The sequence below is a fragment of the Novosphingobium sp. ZW T3_23 genome (genome assembly GCF_044987305.1).
Lineage (GTDB): Bacteria > Pseudomonadota > Alphaproteobacteria > Sphingomonadales > Sphingomonadaceae > Novosphingobium.
This window is the reverse complement of sequence record NZ_JBJDRF010000022.1, coordinates 59,045-76,610: the sequence shown is the minus strand read 5'-3', so window position 1 is coordinate 76,610 and position 17,566 is coordinate 59,045. Positions and strand designations below refer to the sequence as shown.

Annotated in this window: 14 protein-coding genes; 7 read left to right on the top strand and 7 right to left on the bottom strand. The window is 65.5% G+C overall.

Annotation, left to right across the window (positions count from 1 at the left end):
• Positions 1–333: 333 nt before the first annotated feature.
• Genes ACI3K3_RS13090 through ACI3K3_RS13060 form a run of 7 tightly spaced genes read right to left on the bottom strand, consistent with a single transcriptional unit; the run spans position 334 to position 8,134 of the window.
• The gene (locus tag ACI3K3_RS13090) at positions 334–1,812 is read right to left on the bottom strand and encodes an aldehyde dehydrogenase (protein ID WP_404914328.1); all 1,479 of its coding nucleotides are present in this window, start codon (positions 1,810–1,812) and stop codon (positions 334–336) included.
• A gap of 2 nt (positions 1,813–1,814) precedes the next feature.
• The gene (locus ACI3K3_RS13085) at positions 1,815–2,654 is read right to left on the bottom strand and encodes a MaoC family dehydratase N-terminal domain-containing protein (RefSeq protein WP_404914326.1); all 840 of its coding nucleotides are present in this window, start codon (positions 2,652–2,654) and stop codon (positions 1,815–1,817) included.
• Positions 2,655–2,657: 3 nt separating this feature from the next.
• Positions 2,658–3,608: an SMP-30/gluconolactonase/LRE family protein gene (locus ACI3K3_RS13080; RefSeq protein ID WP_404914324.1), complete on the bottom strand. Its 951-nt coding sequence runs from the start codon at positions 3,606–3,608 to the stop codon at positions 2,658–2,660.
• Positions 3,609–3,621: 13 nt separating this feature from the next.
• Positions 3,622–4,500 (bottom strand): NAD(P)-dependent oxidoreductase, encoded by an 879-nt coding sequence (locus tag ACI3K3_RS13075; protein WP_404914322.1) that lies wholly within the window; start codon positions 4,498–4,500, stop codon positions 3,622–3,624.
• Positions 4,501–4,545: 45 nt separating this feature from the next.
• Positions 4,546–5,733, bottom strand: coding sequence for a CaiB/BaiF CoA transferase family protein (locus ACI3K3_RS13070; protein WP_404914320.1), 1,188 nt, complete (start codon positions 5,731–5,733; stop codon positions 4,546–4,548).
• Entirely contained in the window at positions 5,730–6,905 is a 1,176-nt protein-coding gene (locus ACI3K3_RS13065; RefSeq protein ID WP_404914318.1) for a CoA transferase, read from the bottom strand. Before ACI3K3_RS13065 ends, ACI3K3_RS13070 begins: the two co-directional genes overlap by 4 nt.
• 20 nt (positions 6,906–6,925) lie before the next feature.
• Positions 6,926–8,134, bottom strand: coding sequence for a MaoC family dehydratase N-terminal domain-containing protein (locus ACI3K3_RS13060; RefSeq protein WP_404914316.1), 1,209 nt, complete (start codon positions 8,132–8,134; stop codon positions 6,926–6,928).
• Positions 8,135–8,489: 355 nt separating this feature from the next.
• On the opposite strand from ACI3K3_RS13060, the gene ACI3K3_RS13055 reads away from it, so the two are divergent.
• The 7 genes from ACI3K3_RS13055 to ACI3K3_RS13025 all read left to right on the top strand — a co-directional run bounded on the left by ACI3K3_RS13055 (position 8,490) and on the right by ACI3K3_RS13025 (position 17,236).
• Entirely contained in the window at positions 8,490–9,341 is an 852-nt protein-coding gene (locus ACI3K3_RS13055) for a TauD/TfdA dioxygenase family protein (protein ID WP_404914314.1), read from the top strand.
• Positions 9,342–9,591: 250 nt separating this feature from the next.
• Positions 9,592–10,626 (top strand): sulfate ABC transporter substrate-binding protein, encoded by a 1,035-nt coding sequence (locus ACI3K3_RS13050; protein WP_404914312.1) that lies wholly within the window; start codon positions 9,592–9,594, stop codon positions 10,624–10,626.
• A gap of 47 nt (positions 10,627–10,673) precedes the next feature.
• On the top strand, positions 10,674–11,516 hold the full coding sequence (gene cysT / locus ACI3K3_RS13045; protein ID WP_404914310.1) for a sulfate ABC transporter permease subunit CysT: 843 nt from the start codon (positions 10,674–10,676) through the stop codon (positions 11,514–11,516).
• Positions 11,513–12,352, top strand: coding sequence for a sulfate ABC transporter permease subunit CysW (gene cysW, locus ACI3K3_RS13040; RefSeq protein ID WP_404914308.1), 840 nt, complete (start codon positions 11,513–11,515; stop codon positions 12,350–12,352). Before cysT ends, cysW begins: the two co-directional genes overlap by 4 nt.
• A complete protein-coding gene (locus tag ACI3K3_RS13035) occupies positions 12,349–13,326 on the top strand; it encodes a sulfate/molybdate ABC transporter ATP-binding protein (protein WP_404914306.1) in 978 nt (325 codons plus the stop codon). The genes cysW and ACI3K3_RS13035 overlap by 4 nt, the downstream gene beginning before the upstream one ends.
• Positions 13,326–13,481: a YezD family protein gene (locus ACI3K3_RS13030; protein WP_404914305.1), complete on the top strand. Its 156-nt coding sequence runs from the start codon at positions 13,326–13,328 to the stop codon at positions 13,479–13,481. Before ACI3K3_RS13035 ends, ACI3K3_RS13030 begins: the two co-directional genes overlap by 1 nt.
• 392 nt (positions 13,482–13,873) lie before the next feature.
• Positions 13,874–17,236 carry a glycosyltransferase gene (locus tag ACI3K3_RS13025; RefSeq protein ID WP_404914303.1) on the top strand — a complete coding sequence of 1,121 codons (3,363 nt, stop codon included), beginning with the start codon at positions 13,874–13,876 and terminating at the stop codon, positions 17,234–17,236.
• Positions 17,237–17,566: the final 330 nt, after the last annotated feature.

The following is a 17,566-nucleotide window of genomic DNA, read 5'->3' as shown; positions in this document are numbered from 1 at the left end:
CTAAACGTATGGTTACGTAAGGACATGTTAAGGTAACGACTATCTACTGCCACCCCGAGCCCTGAAGCCCCGGGAGCAGGCGCCGTCGCCCACATGTCCCTTCATCTAAAACCTACAATGTCAAAGACCCACAAGACAAAAAACCCGGACAACCAGTCATCCCCGCTTCTTGCGATTGGGGAGCATGTTGCCCGTAATGTCTTGGCGACCACTGCAAGAGCGTCTGCTCCGCTGCGGTGAGAGGCCCTCTAAGTCCCACCCACGATTCGGTCAAACCGTTTTTATAGAAAGTTTTCCACACCGCCCCGGCTCCTTGTGGAAAAGTATGAGCGCCTAGAACTTCATCGAGAAGGGATCGCGACGGTCGCCTGAAAAATCGATGAAGACGTTTTTGGTCTGCGTGAACTCCTGGATCCCCGCCTCACCGCGGACGCGTCCGAAGCCGGAGTCCTTCATCCCGCCGAACGGTGCCTGCGGGGCCGCCACACGGTAGGTGTTGACCCAGACCACACCTGACTGAATCGCGCGCATCATGCGCAGGCAGCGGCTGATGTTTTCCGACCAGACGCCGCTCGCGAGGCCGTAGGGCGTGTCGTTGGCGATCTGCACCGCCTCCTCTTCGTCCTCGAAGGGGATGATCGAGAGCACCGGGCCGAAAATTTCCTCGGCCGCGACTTTCATGTCGTTGCGCACGTCGGCGAAGATGGTGGGTTCGATGAAGAAGCCCTTTTCCAGCCCCGGACCATCCGCCCGGCCGCCCCCCGCGACAAGGCGTGCGCCGTCGCCCCTTGCGGCTTCGATGAAGGAGAGGATCTTTTCGAACTGCGGCTGGTTGGCGGCGGTGCCCATCTCGGTTTCGGGCAGGCGCGGATCGCCCATGCGGATCATCTTCGCCCGCGCGGCCAGACCTTCTACCATCCGGTCATAGACGCCGCGCTGTACCAAGAGGCGCGATCCGGCGATGCAGGTCTGGCCGGTCGCGCCGAAGATGCCCGCAAGCGCGCCGATCAGCGCACGGTCGAAATCGGCGTCGTCGAACACGATGTTGGGTGACTTGCCGCCCAGTTCCATCGTTACCGGCTTCAGGTTCGCACCCGCCGCCTGCGCGATCATGCGGCCGACGCCGGGGCTGCCGGTGAAGCTGATCTTGTCCACCCGCTTGCTCTCGGTCAGCACGCGGCCAACGTCGCCTGCGCCGGTGACGACTTGCACGACACCGGCGGGAAAGCCCGCCTTCTCGCACATCTTCGCCACTTCCAGCGTCGTGGTGGAGGCATGTTCGCTGGGCTTCAGGATCACGCAGTTGCCCGCCGCCAGCGCGGCGGGAAGCGTGTTGGTCAGGATCGCGACGGGCGAATTCCACGCGGTGATCGCCGCCACCACGCCGAACGGCACGCGGATCGCGAAATCGAGCGTGTCCTTCTGGTCCAGCGGCACGACATCGCCGTGCATCTTGTCCACCCAGCCTGCGTAATAGCGGAAGATGCGCGCGGCATAGCCCATCTGATTGTGCGTTTCGCGGATGACCTTGCCGTTGTCGGTAGTCTCCAGCAGCGCCATGCGGTCGGCATCGGCATCCAAAAGGTCCGCCACTTTGTTCAGCAGCTTCGCGCGCTCACTCGGCGTGGTCTTGCTCCACACGGTATCGAAAGCGCGGCGGGCGGCGGAGATCGCATCCTCCACGTCCCCGGCCGTGGCGACGGCGATATGGGCATGGATCGACTGGTCGTAGGGATTGATCGCCGGAAGCGTGCCGCCGTCCGAAGCGGGGCGCCACTTGCCGTCGATGAAGAGGCCGTAAGTCTCGGTCATTCTCAGTTCCCTACGAGCACGGATGTGCGCACGGTGGCGACCATGTTCTTGCCCCCACCCTGCTGGGTCCAGACCTCAGCGCCATCCTCGGTCGCCTGGCCGCAAACATGCAGCGGCACGCCGTCGAAAGCGGGCTGCTGCCCCCGGAAATCGAAGCCGGTGACCGGCGCATCCAGATTGCGCGCGGCGAGAGAGCACAGCAGCGTCGCCTGAAGCGGGCCGTGGACGACAAGGCCGGGATAGGCCTCCTCCTCCATCGCGTAGGGCCGGTCGTAATGGATGCGGTGGCCGTTCATGGTCAGCGCCGAATAGCGGAACAGCAGCATCGGATCGGGGCTCACTTCCTCCCGCCACGCCGCATCGGGCGCTGGCCCGGCAACCGGCGCGGGCAGCATAGCCGACGCAGGTTCGCGGTAGACCAAATCCTGTTCATCGCTCACCGCAACGCCGCCCCCTGCGTCCAGATCATGACGCACCGTCACGAAGACGAGGCGGCCGGTGCTGCCAGTCTTTTCCTTGATCGCGATTATCGTGGAGGTCTTGGTGACGGTCTGCCCCAGCAGCAGCGGCTTCACGAAAGTCACGCGACCGCCCGCCCACATGCGGCGCGGCAGCGGCACGGGCGGCAGGAAACCACCCTTCGCCGGGTGCCCGTCCAACCCAAGGCCCTGCGGCGGCTTCACATCCCAGAAGTAGAGCCAGTGGTGCAGCAACGGCAGCGGGTCGCCGGTCTTGCCAGCACCGTCGCCGCCCAGCGCCACGTCGAGCGCATTGCTGCGCGCGGGTTCCAGCACGTCCGTCACGCTCTGGCTGCGGCCGATCCAGTCTTCAAATTCGCTCACGATTTACGTCCTTTGGTGAAGGAGAGGCAGGCCGGCACGCGGCCAGTCGACGGCGATCAGCAGGCCGTGGCCGGATACGGTGATCCACGCCGTCTTCATGTCCGGGCCGCCGAAACAGATGTTGGTGCAATAGGGCTCCGGCCCCTGCCAGTATTCGAGCTTCTCCCCCTCCGGAGAGAACACGGTGATGCCGCCAGTCACCAGCGTCGCCACGCAGATGTTGCCATTGGCTTCCACAGCCATGGAATCGAAGCGCTGATAGCTGGTCGCTTGCCCCAGCATCGTCCCGCCATTGGGCGAGGGCCAAGCGACTTTCGCTAACTCTCCGCGTCCCATGATCGGCCATTGCCACAGCCGCCCCGTCTCGGTTTCGGAGACATAGAGCGTCTTCTCGTCCGGAGAGAGGCCGCAGCCGTTGGGCGTCACCAGCGGAAACGCCGCCTGTCGGATCCACGAACCGTCCGCCGCCGCGTGATAGACCACGCCGCAGTCCATCACGCGGTCGTAGGTCTTGCCGTGATCGGTGAACCACATGTCCCCGGCCGCATCGAACACGATGTCGTTCGGGCCGTTGATCTGCACGCCGTCGCAATGGGTGTAGAGCGTGGTCACTTCGCCGGTATCGAGGTCCACCCGCTGGATGCCGCCGCCGGTGTAGTCCGCCGCCCGGCCGTGGGGACGGTTGTAGCCCTTCACGCCCTGGATATCCTCGCTGATCCAGTGGAAGCCGCCGTTGTTGGCGACATAGCAGGCCCCGTCCGGCCCGATTGCCGCGCCATTCGGCCCGCCGCCCAGATGCGCCACGACGTGCTTGGTACCATCCGGCTGCACGCGGATCAGGCGGGCGCCCTTGATCTCCACCACCAGCACCGATCCATCGGCCATGGCGATGGGGCCTTCGGGGAAGATCAAGCCATCGGTGACGACGCGGTATTCCAGCTTGCGCAGTTCCATGAGGCTCTCCTGCTCAGCGCGGATCGACGACCTGGATGATCGCGGGGAAATAGGACTGTCCGATTCCGGCATCGACTGCCGCCTGGTAGTACTCGGCAGCCAGACGCGGCAGGCGCGGTTCCACGCCCATCTGCTCGGCCAGTTCGATGGTGTAGCCCAGATCCTTCAGCGCATAAGGCGCGGGAAAAGCCTTTTCCGGAAACTGGCGCGGCACCATCGCCTTCAGCCCGTGGTTGCGCAGGGCAAAGCTGTCTCCGGAGCCGAGCGAAACCGCCTCCACCAGCTTGGCCGGGGCAACGCCCGCGCGTTCCGCCACCACGAACATCTCGGCCAGCGCGGCGACTTGTTCGAACAGCAGGGTGTTGTTGATCAGCTTCACCACTTGCCCGCAGCCCACTTCGCCGCAGTGGGTGACGTCCGATCCCATATAGCGCAGCAGCGGCTCGATCCGCGCGTAGAGTTCCTCCCCCGCGCCGACCATGATAGAGAGCGTGCCGTCGATCGCCGCCTGCCGAGTGCGCGCCACCGGGGCGTCGGCGAAGGCGATGCCCTTTGCGGAAAGAAGCTGCGCCACCTCGCGCGCTTCGGCCACGCTGGTGGTGGAAAGGTCGATCACGGTGGAGCCGGCCGAACCATGCTCGGCAATCTCCTCGCACACCGCGCGAACCTGCTTGCCGCCGGGCAGCGAGAGGAAGATCACTTTCGCGGCCTTGGCGACAGCCGCCACCGATCCCGCCGCCACGGCTCCGCCCGCAACCTGCACGGCCAGCGCTTCCGCATTCATGTCGAAGGCATGGAGCGGCGCGGCGTGCTTGCGGACCGCGTTGGCGCACATGCCGCTGCCCATCACGCCAAGGCCGATGAAGCCCAGGATCGGTGCCGTCTCAGTCATCTTTCCCAAAGTCCTTCTTATATCTCGAGGTACTTCGCGCCCATCTCACCAGATAACTTCGGCCTCTTCCAGCGCCTTGCGCTCATCGCGGCCCATGCCCAGCAGTTCGCCGTAGACATAGTCCTCATGCTCGCCGAGCGCAGGTGTGCCGCGCGTGATGCCGATCTCCGCGCCCTTCGAAAGCCGCATCGGCACGCCCACGGCGGCGCGGCGCTTGCCGTCCGGCTCGGTAACTTCGACAATGGCGCCCCGCGCCCGCAAGTGCGGATCGGCGGCGATCTCCAGCGTCGTCCAGGAGGCATGGGCAGCGACGCCCACCGCCTGCAGGCGCTGCGCTGCATCCTCTGCTGGGAGCGTTGCCGTCCACGCTGAAACCAGCGCATCCAGTTCGCGCCGATGGGCATGACGATCCGCCTCCCGCGCAAAGCGGGCCTCCGCCGCGATCCCGGTCACACCGCGAAACGCCTGCCACTGCGCGTCGCTTTCCACCGCGACCGCGATCCAGCGATCCTCCCCGGCCGAGGGATAGACGCCGTGCGGGGCCATGCGCGGATGGTCGTTGCCGGCGCGCCGGGTCTCTCCTCCGGCGGCGGCCAGCAACAGTGCCTCGCCTATCAGCGAAGCGGCGACTTCCCGTGCGGCCACGTCCACATGCCCGCCCTCGCCCGTCGCCCGGCGGCGGTGCAGCGCGGCCATCACGGCTACGGCGGCGTTCATGCCGACGGTGTGGTCCATCACGTGCCGCATCTCCACCGGCGGCCCGTCCTCATAGCCGGTCAATTCGCCCAGCCCGCCCCAGGCCCCGAACAGCGGAGCATAGCCGGCAAAGTGGCTGTCCGGCCCGGTCTGTCCGGAGGAGGAGACCGACAGCATCACCAGATCCCGGCGCACCGCCTGCAACGCAGCAAAGCCCAGCCCCAACCGGTCCATCACGCCGGGGCGAAAGCTTTCCGCCGCAATGTCGGACACGGCAACGAGCCGCTTGGCCAAGGCCGCGCCCTCCGCTTTCTTCAGGTTGATGCGCACGGAGAGCTTGTTGGAGGCGACCTGATCGAACGTAGCGGGCCCCATCCGGCCGTAGACCGGGTGCGGCTTGCGGAAGGCATCGAGGCGCATCGCGCTCTCCACCTTCACCACTTCGGCGCCAAGCTGCGAGAGCAGCTGCGTGCAGAACGGCCCGGCGTTGTGCACGGTAAAGTCGGCGATGCGGATACCCTTCAAGGGAAGCGTCATGACAGCACCTCCGCACCTACCTTGTTCATTTCACCCAGTTCAGGCGGCCCGCCGCGCAAGGAGAGCGGCGCGCCATCGACGTGGACGGGCGAGACCAGCATGTTCACCAAGCCGATTTCCGAAATCGGGACGGGCTGGAACAGTCCGCGATGATGCTCCTGCGCCCCGTGCAGGATATCGACCGGCGTCTTGTAGCGGCCGATCGGCACGGAAAGCCGCTGCCCCTCGGCCACGATGTCGTCCACCTTGCGCACGATCGCCCATTCGCGAATGTGACGGTTGATCTCCGGCCCGCGCCGGCTGCGTTCAAGGCTGTCCGCCAATGCCGGATCGAGCGCCCATTGCGGGCTGCCCAGCAGCTTGACCAGCCCATCCCACTGCCGCTGTTCCAGCGTCAGCAATTCGACATGGCCGTCCACACAGGGGATCACGCCGCCATAGCGGAAGGAGCGCTCCACGCGGTGCTCGATGGATCCGTCGCCGAGCCGCTGGATCGCGAAAGCCCCCACCGCCAGCGCGGCATCCTGGCTGGCGATGTCCACGAACTGGCCGCCCACCTCGTCCCGCACCCAGAGCGCGGAAAGCGCGCCCAGCGCAGCGGCGATGCCGCCTTGCATCTCGGCAAAATGCCCGGCGATCTTCACCGGCGCGCGGTCCGGGAAAAGCTCCACCGAAAGCCCGTTGGGGAGCAGGTTACCCTCGCCCGAGGCGTGCTGGACGGTGATCTCGCTCGCCTGCCAGTCGGCCTTGGGGCCATACGCGCCAAAGGGCAGGACCGAGACGTGGACGAGCTGCGGATGGCGCGCGGAAAGCGCCGCTTCGTCAAGGCTGAGGCCCGGGTTTGGATTCCGGCGCCCCGCACGCGGGGAATCGTCGATAAAGATGTCGCATTCGCTCAGCAGGGCACCGAGCGCGGCCTGACCGTCGCCTGTCGCCAGATCGCAAGTCATGCTGCGGGCGCCCGCCGCCAGATAGGCGAACAGGGCCGAGGTGGGCTTCGCTCCCTCTCCTTGCGCAAGGAATGGAGGTTCCCCGCGCAAGGCCGAACCGCATGGCGGTTCGACGAAGATCACCTCGGCCCCCTGCACGCCCAGCAGGCGCGCCGCGTAGGCCGCCGCCACGCCCGAAGCGTGGACGGCGACCCGCAAGCCATCGAGAGGAGGAGTTCCCACCGCCAGTGCCCCCGCTGAGATCAGCGAACCACCGGCAGTTCGAGATCGAGACCCGAGCCGTCGACGAAGACCTTGGTCTGCGGATCGAGCGAAGGCAGCACCACCGTCGCCAGCCCCGGCGTGGTCAGTTCGCCGCGCTGGTTCTCACCCTTGATCTCGATATCGACCAGGGCGAAGCCATCCTTCATGTACTTGCGCGTCACGGTGCCGCGCGCCCAGGTGCAATCGCCCATCGTGTTGAAGCGGCTCATGCGGGTTCGGATGCGCTTCAGGAAGCCGGCGTCGCCCATCCAGTTGGTGATGAGCGATGCCATCCAGGCCGAACGCTGCGGACCGTAATCGTACACGCCGGGCACGCCCACCTCCTTGGCGGTGGATTCGCGGTGGTGGCCGATGCCGGTATATTCGATGCCGCCGCCCGCTTCGGGGTTACGGAAGAAGTGGCCGGGGTGCTTCACGGCGTTCTTGAAGATCACGCCGTGCGTGTGGCCACGACCGCAACCGACCAGGAAACCCATGGTGTCCATCAGGCTGAGCGGACCGCGCACGATTTCCGGCAACACTTCGCCTTCCTGCACTTCTTCCCAGTAGCGCACATTGCCGCCGCGAATGTTCTTTTCTTCGTCGAGGATCGCGTTGTCGATCTTCTCGAATTCCTCAGGCGTATATTCGTGGGTCTTGATGTCGGCGTACTTGCCGGCCTCACGCGCGGCCTTGCGCTCGTGGCGGGTGCAAGTGCCAAGCGCACGGGCAACCAGTTCGCCGCGCTGGTTATAGTAGCTGGCCTCGACATACTGGAGGACGAGGGTACCGGAGAACTGGCTTTCCTTCACGTCGACGCCGACCACGCGCTCGATCGCGTTTATGCGGTCACCGGGGCGGATGTGACGGAACATCTCCCAATCGTTCCCGGCGTAGAAACCGTGGACGCCCGGCAGGCCCCAGCGCGTGCGGCCGACCCAACCGAATGCCATCGGGAAGTTGGGATGTGCCAGCATCGAGCCATGGCGCGTCAGGCGGCCGACTTCGAGATCGCGATAGAGCGGATTGAGATCGCCGATGCCATTGCAGAAGTTGCGGATCGTGTCCTCGGTCGCGTCCTGAAGGTACGGACCTTCGGGGCGAAGCTGCATGCCGATCATGTTCTCGGCCGCCTTGATCGCCTCGGGCGTGATCTTGCCCTCTGCCGGTGCGGCGCCGACTTCCTTTTCACTGGTGATGGTAGCCATGTCTGTCGAAATCCCTTTCCCGGCGGGCAAGGGCCACCCCTCGCCGCGTGTGCATCAAGATGGATAATGCATTATTTCGGGTTTGAGATTGGGTCCAGTAAACCTGGATACGCCGTAACCATTGATCGCTGGTGCGTTGCGCGTGGCCCAGAACCCAGAGAAGTCGCCAGAAGATGCATTGTTGACATGTCGGCCTGATGTGCACCGGCACGCCCGCTGAAGCTCGTTTCCGCAAAGTTCGGGTTTCATCGCCAGTAATTTATGTTCTGGGCCGCAGCCTGCCCAACCGATTGACCGCCCAAACTCAACCAAATAGGTTGAAATTGAAAACAGGGCATCTGCAGGAGATAGATGGATGGCGATCGAGATCCGCAAGCATGGGCGCGTGGGCGCTGAAATCCTGGGCGTAGACCTGTCGCGGCCCTTGCAGCCAGAAGCTCTGGCCCAGGTCCGAGCCGCCTTCGCCGAGCACGGAGTCATCTTCTTCCGCGACCAGTCCATCACCGAGCAGCAGCACATCGAATTCGCCCGTGAATGGGGCACGATCAACATCAACCGCTTCTTCGCCGCGCATCCGGTTCATCCCGAGATCGCCCTGGTGGTGAAGGAGCGCGAGCAGCAGCATAATATCGGCGGCGGCTGGCATACCGATCATTCCTACGACTTCGAACCGGCCCTCGGTTCCATTCTGGTGGCACGCGCCTTGCCGCCGCAAGGTGGCGCAACGGCCTTCGCATCCATGTACGCAGCCTACGATGGCCTGCCGGAAAACTTGAGGAGCCGGATCGAGGGGCGGTATGCCGTTCACTCCGCGCGCCATGTCTTCGGCAGCAAGGCGGCCGTCTACGAAGCAGTGCAGGACACGCGCAGCGATGGACGGATCGGCAATGCCGCGGCGGCCGACCTGCTCGACGACCCGGTGCATCCCGTGATCATCACACATCCTCTCAGCGGGAAGCGGGCGATCTACGTCAATCCCAGCTTCACCCTGCATATCCAGGGATTGCCCGAAGAGGCATCGCGCACTTTGCTGGAAGAAATCTACGCCCATTGCCGCAGTCCGGAGTTCCAGGAGGATTTCCACTGGCGCGACGGTTCGATCGCCTTCTGGGACAACCGCGCCACCTGGCACTATGCCTACAACGACTATCACGGCCACCGCCGGGAGATGCACCGCATCACCATCGCCGGCAGCGCGCTGACCTGAGATCCGGCGCGCGCCCTCCGCATGGCCGCGCCCGAGCCCTGGCCTCTTGAATTATCGGAATAGAGCGGCGATCCTCGCCCCCACACCGCCACGTCTCATCCAAGGAGTGAGAAAAAGCAGCCAAAAGGCGAGGTCAAGCGCGGTGCCGACCTCCGCCAAAAGGTATCCTTGCCACCTTGCAATGACATATTTAATGTCAACCAAATGAATTGAGTTTAGGCGTGGGCCATCTCACGGGAGACATGATACGATGAATGCCGGAACACTCCACCGCCGCCTGTTCCTTGCGATGGCCGCAGCCAGCGCCATGGCCGTTTCGCTGGCGGGCTGCTCCGGCGGCAAGTCCGGCAACTCGGTGGAGATCACCAATGTCTCCTACGATCCGACCCGCGAACTCTATCAAGCCGTGAACCCCGCTTTCGCGGCTTACTGGAAGAAGAAGTCAGGCCAGGACGTGACCTTCCGCATGAGCCACGGCGGATCGGGCAAGCAGAGCCGCGCGATCATCGACGGGCTGGAAGCCGACGTCGCCACGCTGGCGCTCGCCTATGACATCGACGTGATCGCCGACAAGGCCAAGCTGCTCCCGGCGGACTGGCAGAAGGCCCTGCCCGACAACAGCGCGCCTTACACCTCGACCATCGTGTTCCTCGTCCGCAAGGGCAATCCCAAGGGCATTCGCGACTGGAACGACCTGGTGAAGCCGGGCGTGCAGGTGATCACCCCCAACCCCAAGACGAGCGGCGGCGCGCGCTGGAACTTCCTGGCGGCCTGGGCCTACGGCCGCAAGGCGGGAGGCTCCGACGCGGCGGCTGAGACTTACGTGAAGCGCCTCTTTGCGCAAGTTCCGGTGCTCGATAGCGGCGCGCGCGGCGCCACCACGACCTTCGTGGAACGCGGCATCGGCGACGTTCTCCTCGCCTGGGAGAACGAGGCGCTGCTGGCCGAGAAGAAGCTGGGCGCTGGCAAGTTCGAGATCGTCGTGCCTTCCATCTCGATCCTCGCGGAACCGCCGGTTGCGGTGGTGGCTGCGAACGCGAAGAAGCACGGCACCGAGGCGGTCTCCAAGGCCTATCTCGAATACCTCTACACGCCCGAGGCCCAGGTCGCGATCGCCCGCAATTTCTACCGTCCCAGCGATCCCAAGATCGCCGAGCAGTTCGCCAACCAGTTCCCGAAGCTGAACCTCACCACCATCGACGAGGATTTCGGCGGCTGGACGCGGGCGCAGAAGACCTACTTCGATGACGGCGGCGTATTCGACCGCATCTACGCCAAGAAATAACCCCGCGCTTCGCGCCAAGATCGAGCAGGCCACTGCAGATGCCATCCATGACGACGCGCAAGGCCGGTTGGCGTGCGCCCTCCGTTCTGCCGGGCTTCGGGCTGACCTTCGGGTTCAGTCTGGCCTGGCTCTCCCTGATCGTGCTGATCCCCCTCTCCATGCTGTTCATCAAGTCGGCCGGCATGGGCTGGCAGGCTTTCGTCGAAGTCGGCTTTTCCGAACGCGCGCTCACCGCCTATCGGCTGAGCTTCGGCACCGCCATCGCCGCAGCCTTCGTGAATGCCGTCTTCGGGCTGCTGGTCGCCTGGGTGCTGGTGCGCTACGCCTTCCCCGGCAAGCGCGTGATATCCGCCCTGGTCGACCTGCCTTTCGCCCTGCCCACGGCGGTCGCCGGCATCGCGCTGACGGCGCTCTATGCGCCCAGCGGCTGGATCGGCCAGTACCTTGATCCATTGGGCATCAAGGTGGCCTTCACCCCGATCGGCATCACCGTTGCGCTGGTCTTCATCGGCCTGCCCTTCGTGGTGCGCTCGGTCGAGCCGGTGCTGGCCGACCTTGGCAAGGACGTGGAGGAAGCCGCCGCCACGCTGGGCGCGAACCGCGCGCAGACTTTCGCGCGGGTGATCTTCCCGGCGATCCTGCCGGCGCTGTTCACCGGCTTCGCGCTGGCCTTCGCGCGCGGGGTGGGCGAGTATGGATCGGTGATCTTCATTTCCGGCAACATGCCGGGCCGAACCGAGATCGCGCCGCTGCTGATCGTCACGCAGCTCGAACAATACAACTACGACGGCGCCACCGCGATCGCCATGGTCATGATGCTGGTGTCCTTCGCCGTGCTGTTCACGCTGAACGCGCTCCAGTCCATCCGTCGCCGGAGGCTGGGCGCATGAAACGACACAACCCCGGCACCGAAAGCCGCACCGCGCAAGTCCTGCTGATAGGGCTGGCGCTCGCATTCCTGGCCTTCTTCCTGATGCTGCCGCTGATCGCCGTGTTCAGCGAGGCGTTGAAGCAGGGCTTCGGCCTGTTCCTGAGCGCCGTGACCAATCCGGACGCCTTCTCGGCCATCCGCCTCACCCTGATCATCGCGGCGATCAGCGTGCCGCTGAACATGGTCTTCGGCCTTGCCGCCAGCTGGGCCATCACCAAGTTCAGCTTCCCCGGCAAGAACCTGCTGCTGACGCTGATCGACCTGCCGTTCTCCGTCTCGCCCGTGGTGTCCGGCCTGATCTTTGTGCTCCTGTTCGGCGCGCAGGGACTGCTGGGACCGTGGCTTTCCGCACACGGCGTGAAGATCATCTTCGCGGTGCCGGGCATCATCCTGGCCACGGTCTTCATCACTTTCCCCTTCGTCGCGCGCGAGCTGATCCCGCTGATGATGGAGCAGGGCAAGGACGACGAGGAAGCGGCGGTGTCGCTGGGGGCCAGCGGCTGGCAGACGTTCTGGCACGTGACCCTACCGAACATCCGCTGGGGCCTGCTCTACGGCGTATTGCTCTGCAATGCCCGCGCCATGGGCGAGTTCGGCGCCGTCTCGGTCGTTTCCGGCCACATCCGGGGCGAGACCAACACCATGCCGCTGCATGTCGAGATCCTCTACAACGAATACGATTTCGTCGGCGCCTTCGCGGTGGCCTCGCTGCTCGCCGCCCTCGCGCTCGTCACGCTCGTCCTCAAGACCGTGCTCGAATGGCGCTTCGACCTTCACTCGGGAGCAAGACATTGATCCGCGTAGAAAACATCACCAAGCGCTTCGGCAACTACCCGGCGCTCCACGGCATCGACCTGGAAATCCAGCCGGGTGAGTTCATCGCCCTGCTCGGCCCGTCCGGCTCCGGCAAGACGACGCTGCTGCGCATCATCGCCGGCCTGGAATTCCAGGACGAAGGCCACGTCTACTTCAACGGTGACGACGTTTCGGACATTCCCGTCGGCAAGCGCAACGTGGGCTTCGTGTTCCAGCAATATGCGCTGTTCCGCCACATGACCGTGGCCGACAACATCGCCTTCGGCCTTACCGTGCGCAAGGCCAGGCTCCGTCCCTCGAAGGCCGAGATCAAGGCCCGCGCGCAGGAACTGCTGCGGGTGGTCCAGCTCGAAGGCCTGGGTGACCGCTATCCCGGCCAGCTCTCCGGCGGCCAGCGGCAGCGCGTGGCGCTCGCCCGCGCGCTCGCGATCGAGCCCGGCCTGCTCCTGCTGGACGAACCCTTCGGCGCGCTCGACGCCAAGGTCCGCAAGGACTTGCGCCGCTGGCTGCGCGACCTGCACAAGCAGATGGGGCTGACCTCGATCTTCGTCACCCACGACCAGGAAGAGGCACTGGAACTGGCCGACCGCGTGGTGGTGATGGACCATGGCCGCATCGACCAGATCGGCACCCCGGAACAGGTCTACATGGAGCCGGCCACGGCCTTCGTGTCTCACTTCGTGGGCGAGACCAACCGCCTGCCGGACGGCCGCCACATCCGCCCGCACGACTTCGAGATCGCGACGGAAGCGCAGGGATCGGGGCAGGATCGCCTGATCGTGGACAACGTCTTCCGCAAGGGCGGCGCATGGCGCGTGGAAGGCCGGCTTCCGGACGGCGAGACGATCATCGAGATCGACGTCGATTCCCACCAGGCTCCGCCTGCCGTCGGCGAAACCGTCATCATCGCCGCGAGGCGAGCCCGCACCTTCTCCAGCGCCGGAGACCAGTGATGACCCAGGATATTCCACCCGCCCTCCGCAACCTGGAGGAAAGCCTCGCCAAGGTTCGCGAAGCGCTTCAGGACCTGCGCTACGGCCAAATTTCGCTGACCGTGCATGACGGCCGCGTGGTGCAGATCGACGTCACCGAGAAGAAGCGGTTCTAAGCGCCCGTTATACGTCGTCCCGGACTTGATCCGGGACCGCTGGCCGTGACCAGCCCAACTCCCGGCAGGGCGCTTTTTCGCGAGCTATCGCCTAAAGACTTGCCAGCGGTCCCGGATCAAGTCCGGGACGACGGCCTTTCTTCCTCTTCCTCTTCCTCTTCCTCTTCCTCTTCCTCTCGCCCCGCCCCCGAGCCCCCAACATGAATCTTTTGTAACCTTGCCTCCACGCCGGCTCCATGCCGCCAGGGCTAGAACGGCCCTGCGGCTCGGGAACCGAATGTGACATTCGCACCCTCGTCATTGCCTCCGGTTTCCGGGCCGTACCTTCCGAATGACCAATGAGTCTCCGGGCGGCGTCCCCCACGTCGCCCGGAAACTTCGTGAGGCGCGCCGTGGCAGCTCCCGTTTTCTTCGATCCCACCGGAAACCGGCGCGTCCGGGTCCGCCGCCTGTCGTTCCTGGCGCTGCTGCTGGCGATCGCCGCCTGCGCCGTCTTCGCGACCACCGTCGCCAGCGTACCCGCGCCCCCGCCCCTGCCGATCGCCTACGAGCACGCCTCGCCGCTGCCGTTCCGCGCGCAGATCGGCCATCTGACGCGGCGCGCGCGGAAACTGCTTTTCGGCAAACCGGTGGTACCTGCTCCCGCACCCGGTGTCCGGCCGATCACCGTCGGCTTCTACACGCCCTGGAGCGACGACAGCGCAACGTCGCTGGAGCGCCATATCGACCGGCTGGACTGGGTCGCCCCTGCCACCTTGTCGGTGGACCGGAACGGCGCGCTCAAGGTGGAGGACGATGCCCGGCTCGACCACCTGCTGGCCACGGCCCTGCACCGCCCGCTTGTGGTACCGGTGCTGCAAAACACCGTCGAGGGCGACTGGCAAGGCGCGGCCACCGCCGCGCAACTCGCCGATCACACCCGCCGCCGTACGCTGGAAGGGCAGGTTGCCGCCTATCTCGACAAGACCGGTTACGCCGGCGTCATGGTAGATTTCGAGACCATGCCCGGCGCCAGCCTGCCGAACCTGCGCCTGTTCCTGAGCGAGCTTCGAACGCAGCTCTCGCCGAAACACCGCATCGTCTCGGTCACCATGCCGATCGACAACCCCGACTGGTCCACCCGCTCCTTCGCCGCGGTGGCCGACCGGCTGGTGCTGATGGCCTACGACGAGCACTGGCAGGGCGGCACCCCCGGTCCGATCGCCTCGAACCCCTGGTTCGCCCAGAAGCTTGCCCATGCGCTGACAGGCCTGCCTCGCGGCAAGGCGATCGTCGCGCTGGGCGAGTATGCCTACAACTGGCACGACGGCAAGGCCGACAGCAGGACCGTCGAGGAAGCCTGGCTCGACGCGCACGACAGCGGCGCCACCCCGCAGTACGACCGGCCCAGCGGCAATTCCGGCTATTCCTACGAGGAGCAGGGCCACCGCCACGACGTCTGGATGCTGGACGCGGCGGCAAGCTGGAACCAGATGCGGATCCTGTCGCGCCTCGGCGTGGGCGACATTGCGCTCTGGCGCCTCGGCTCCGAAGACCCCGGCTTCTGGAACACGCTCAAGGCGTGGCGAACCCAAGCCCGGCCCAACCTGACCCATCTGGTGCAAGCCTCCAACGTCGATGTGGAGGGCCAGGGCGAGATCCTCGACGTAACCGCCACCCCGCAAGACGGCAGCCGGGCGATCGCCTTCGACCCGACCACCGGCATGGTCGCCTCGGAGCAGTATGACCGCCTGCCCACGCCCTATGTCGTGCACCGCACCGGCGCGCTGGCGAAGAAGCTGGCACTGACTTTCGACGACGGCCCCGACCCGACCTGGACCCCGCGCATCCTCTCGATACTCGAACAATACCATGTGCCGGGCACTTTCTTCATGGTCGGCGAAAATGCGCTTACCAACCGCGATCTCGTCAAGCGCATCGCCGATGACGGCGACGAGATCGGCAACCACAGCTACACCCACCCGAACATGGCGGAGGAGGCCGCCACCGGCATCGGCCTGGAACTCAACGCCACCCAGCGCCTGATCGAGGCCACCACCGGGCACTCGATCCGCCTGTTCCGCGCGCCCTACTTCGGAGACGCCGAGCCGACCACCGCGGACGAACTCGTCCCCGCCGCCATTGCCCGGCAACACGGCTACACCGTCGTCGGCCTCCATGTGGATCCGGACGACTGGAAGCGCCCCGGCGTCCAGCACATCATCGACAGCACGATCGCGCAGGTGGAATCGGCCACCGCCGACCGCTCCGAAAACGTCATCCTGCTGCACGACGGCGGCGGCGATCGTTCGCAGACCGTGGCCGCGCTGCCCGTGATCATCGAGCGGCTGCAGCAGGACGGCTATACCTTCGTGCCGGCTTCCACGCTCGCCGGTCTCTCGCACGACGCGGTGATGCCCAAGGTGGAAGGCGTGGACCTGGCCGCCGTGCGAGCCGACGTCGCCCTTTTCGCGGTACTGGCGGCGATCCTGGTGGCGCTCAACTGGACGTTCTTCTTCGCAATCTCGCTGGGCGTGCTGCGCTCGGTCGGCCTGGCCTCGCTCGCCAGCCTGCTGCGTCGTCCGCAGCCTGTGGCCGCGCCGCAGGACACGGTCGATCCGCTCGTCACCGTCATCATTCCCGCCTACAACGAGGCACGTGTGATCGAGGCTTCGGTGCGGCGCGTGCTCGAAAGCGACTACCGCCATCTCCAGATCATCGTGGCCGACGACGGATCGCAGGACCGGACGAGCGCCATCGTTGCCGAAGCATTCGCGGACGATGCCCATGTCGAACTGCTCACCCTCGTGAACGGCGGCAAGGCCGCCGCACTCAACCGCGCCCTGCAGGATGCGCGCGGCACCGTGATCGTGGCGCTCGATGCCGACACCCAGTTCGAGGCCGAAACCATCTCGCGGCTGGTGCGCTGGTTCACCGATCCTGGCATCGGAGCGGTGGCGGGCAATGCCAAAGTGGGCAACCGCGTGAACCTCGTCACCCGCTGGCAGGGCGTGGAATATGTCACCGCGCAGAACCTGGAACGCCGCGCGCTCACCCGGCTGGACGCGATCATGGTCGTGCCCGGCGCGGTCGGCGCCTGGCGCCGCGAAGCACTCGACGATGTCGGCGGCTATCCCGAGGACACCCTGGCGGAGGACCAGGATCTCACCATCGCCATCCAGCGCAAGGGCTGGAAGATCGCCTACGACGAGGACGCGGTCGCCTGGACCGAAGCGCCCGAGAGCTTCCGCGCGCTGTCCCGGCAGCGCTTCCGCTGGTCGTTCGGCACGCTCCAATGCCTGTGGAAGCATCGCGGCGTCCTGGCGAAGGGACGTCCCTCCGGCCTTGCCTTCATCGGCATGCCCCAGGCCTGGCTGTTCCAGATCGTCTTCGCGGTCATCTCACCCGCGATCGACTTGGCCCTGCTGATTTCCATCGCGGGCACGGCCCTGCGCGTCTCGCAACACGGCTGGGCGCAAACCCAGACCGACGTGCTGCGCATGGGCGCCTATTGGCTGACCTTCACCCTTGTGGACCTCGCCTGCGGCTGGATCGCCTATCGCCTCGACACCCGCCGCGAGCGTTTCCGCCCGCTGCTGCTACTGGCCCAGCGCTTCGTCTATCGCCAGCTCATGTACAGCGTAGTGATCCGCGCCGTCAGCGCCGCCTTTGCCGGTAAGGGCATCGGCTGGGGCAAACTGGAACGCACCGGCCGTGTCAACACTGCCCCGGTTCAGCGCGCAATAGCAGAGCAACCGGAACTGGAAAGCGCTTAGGAAAGATCCGCCGTGTGCTTCGTTCCGTCTGCTGATGTCATTCCAGCGCAGGAATGCGGATAAGCCGCCGGTCGCGTCGTCCCGGACTTGATCCGGGACCACTAGGTATTCTTGAGGCGAGAGCTTGCGATGGGCCACTGCTGCGTTGCGCTGCTTTCAGGCTTCGAGTGGCCTTGCCTGCAGTCCCGGATCAAGTCCGGGACGACGACAATATGCGGACAATACGCGAGGATCCAATGGGGCGGAAAAGGCCGCTTTCATCGCGCTAATGCCGAAAGCCACCGACCTCTTCACAATCAAGCTTCTTATCCGAGATGCCGAGAATGGCGG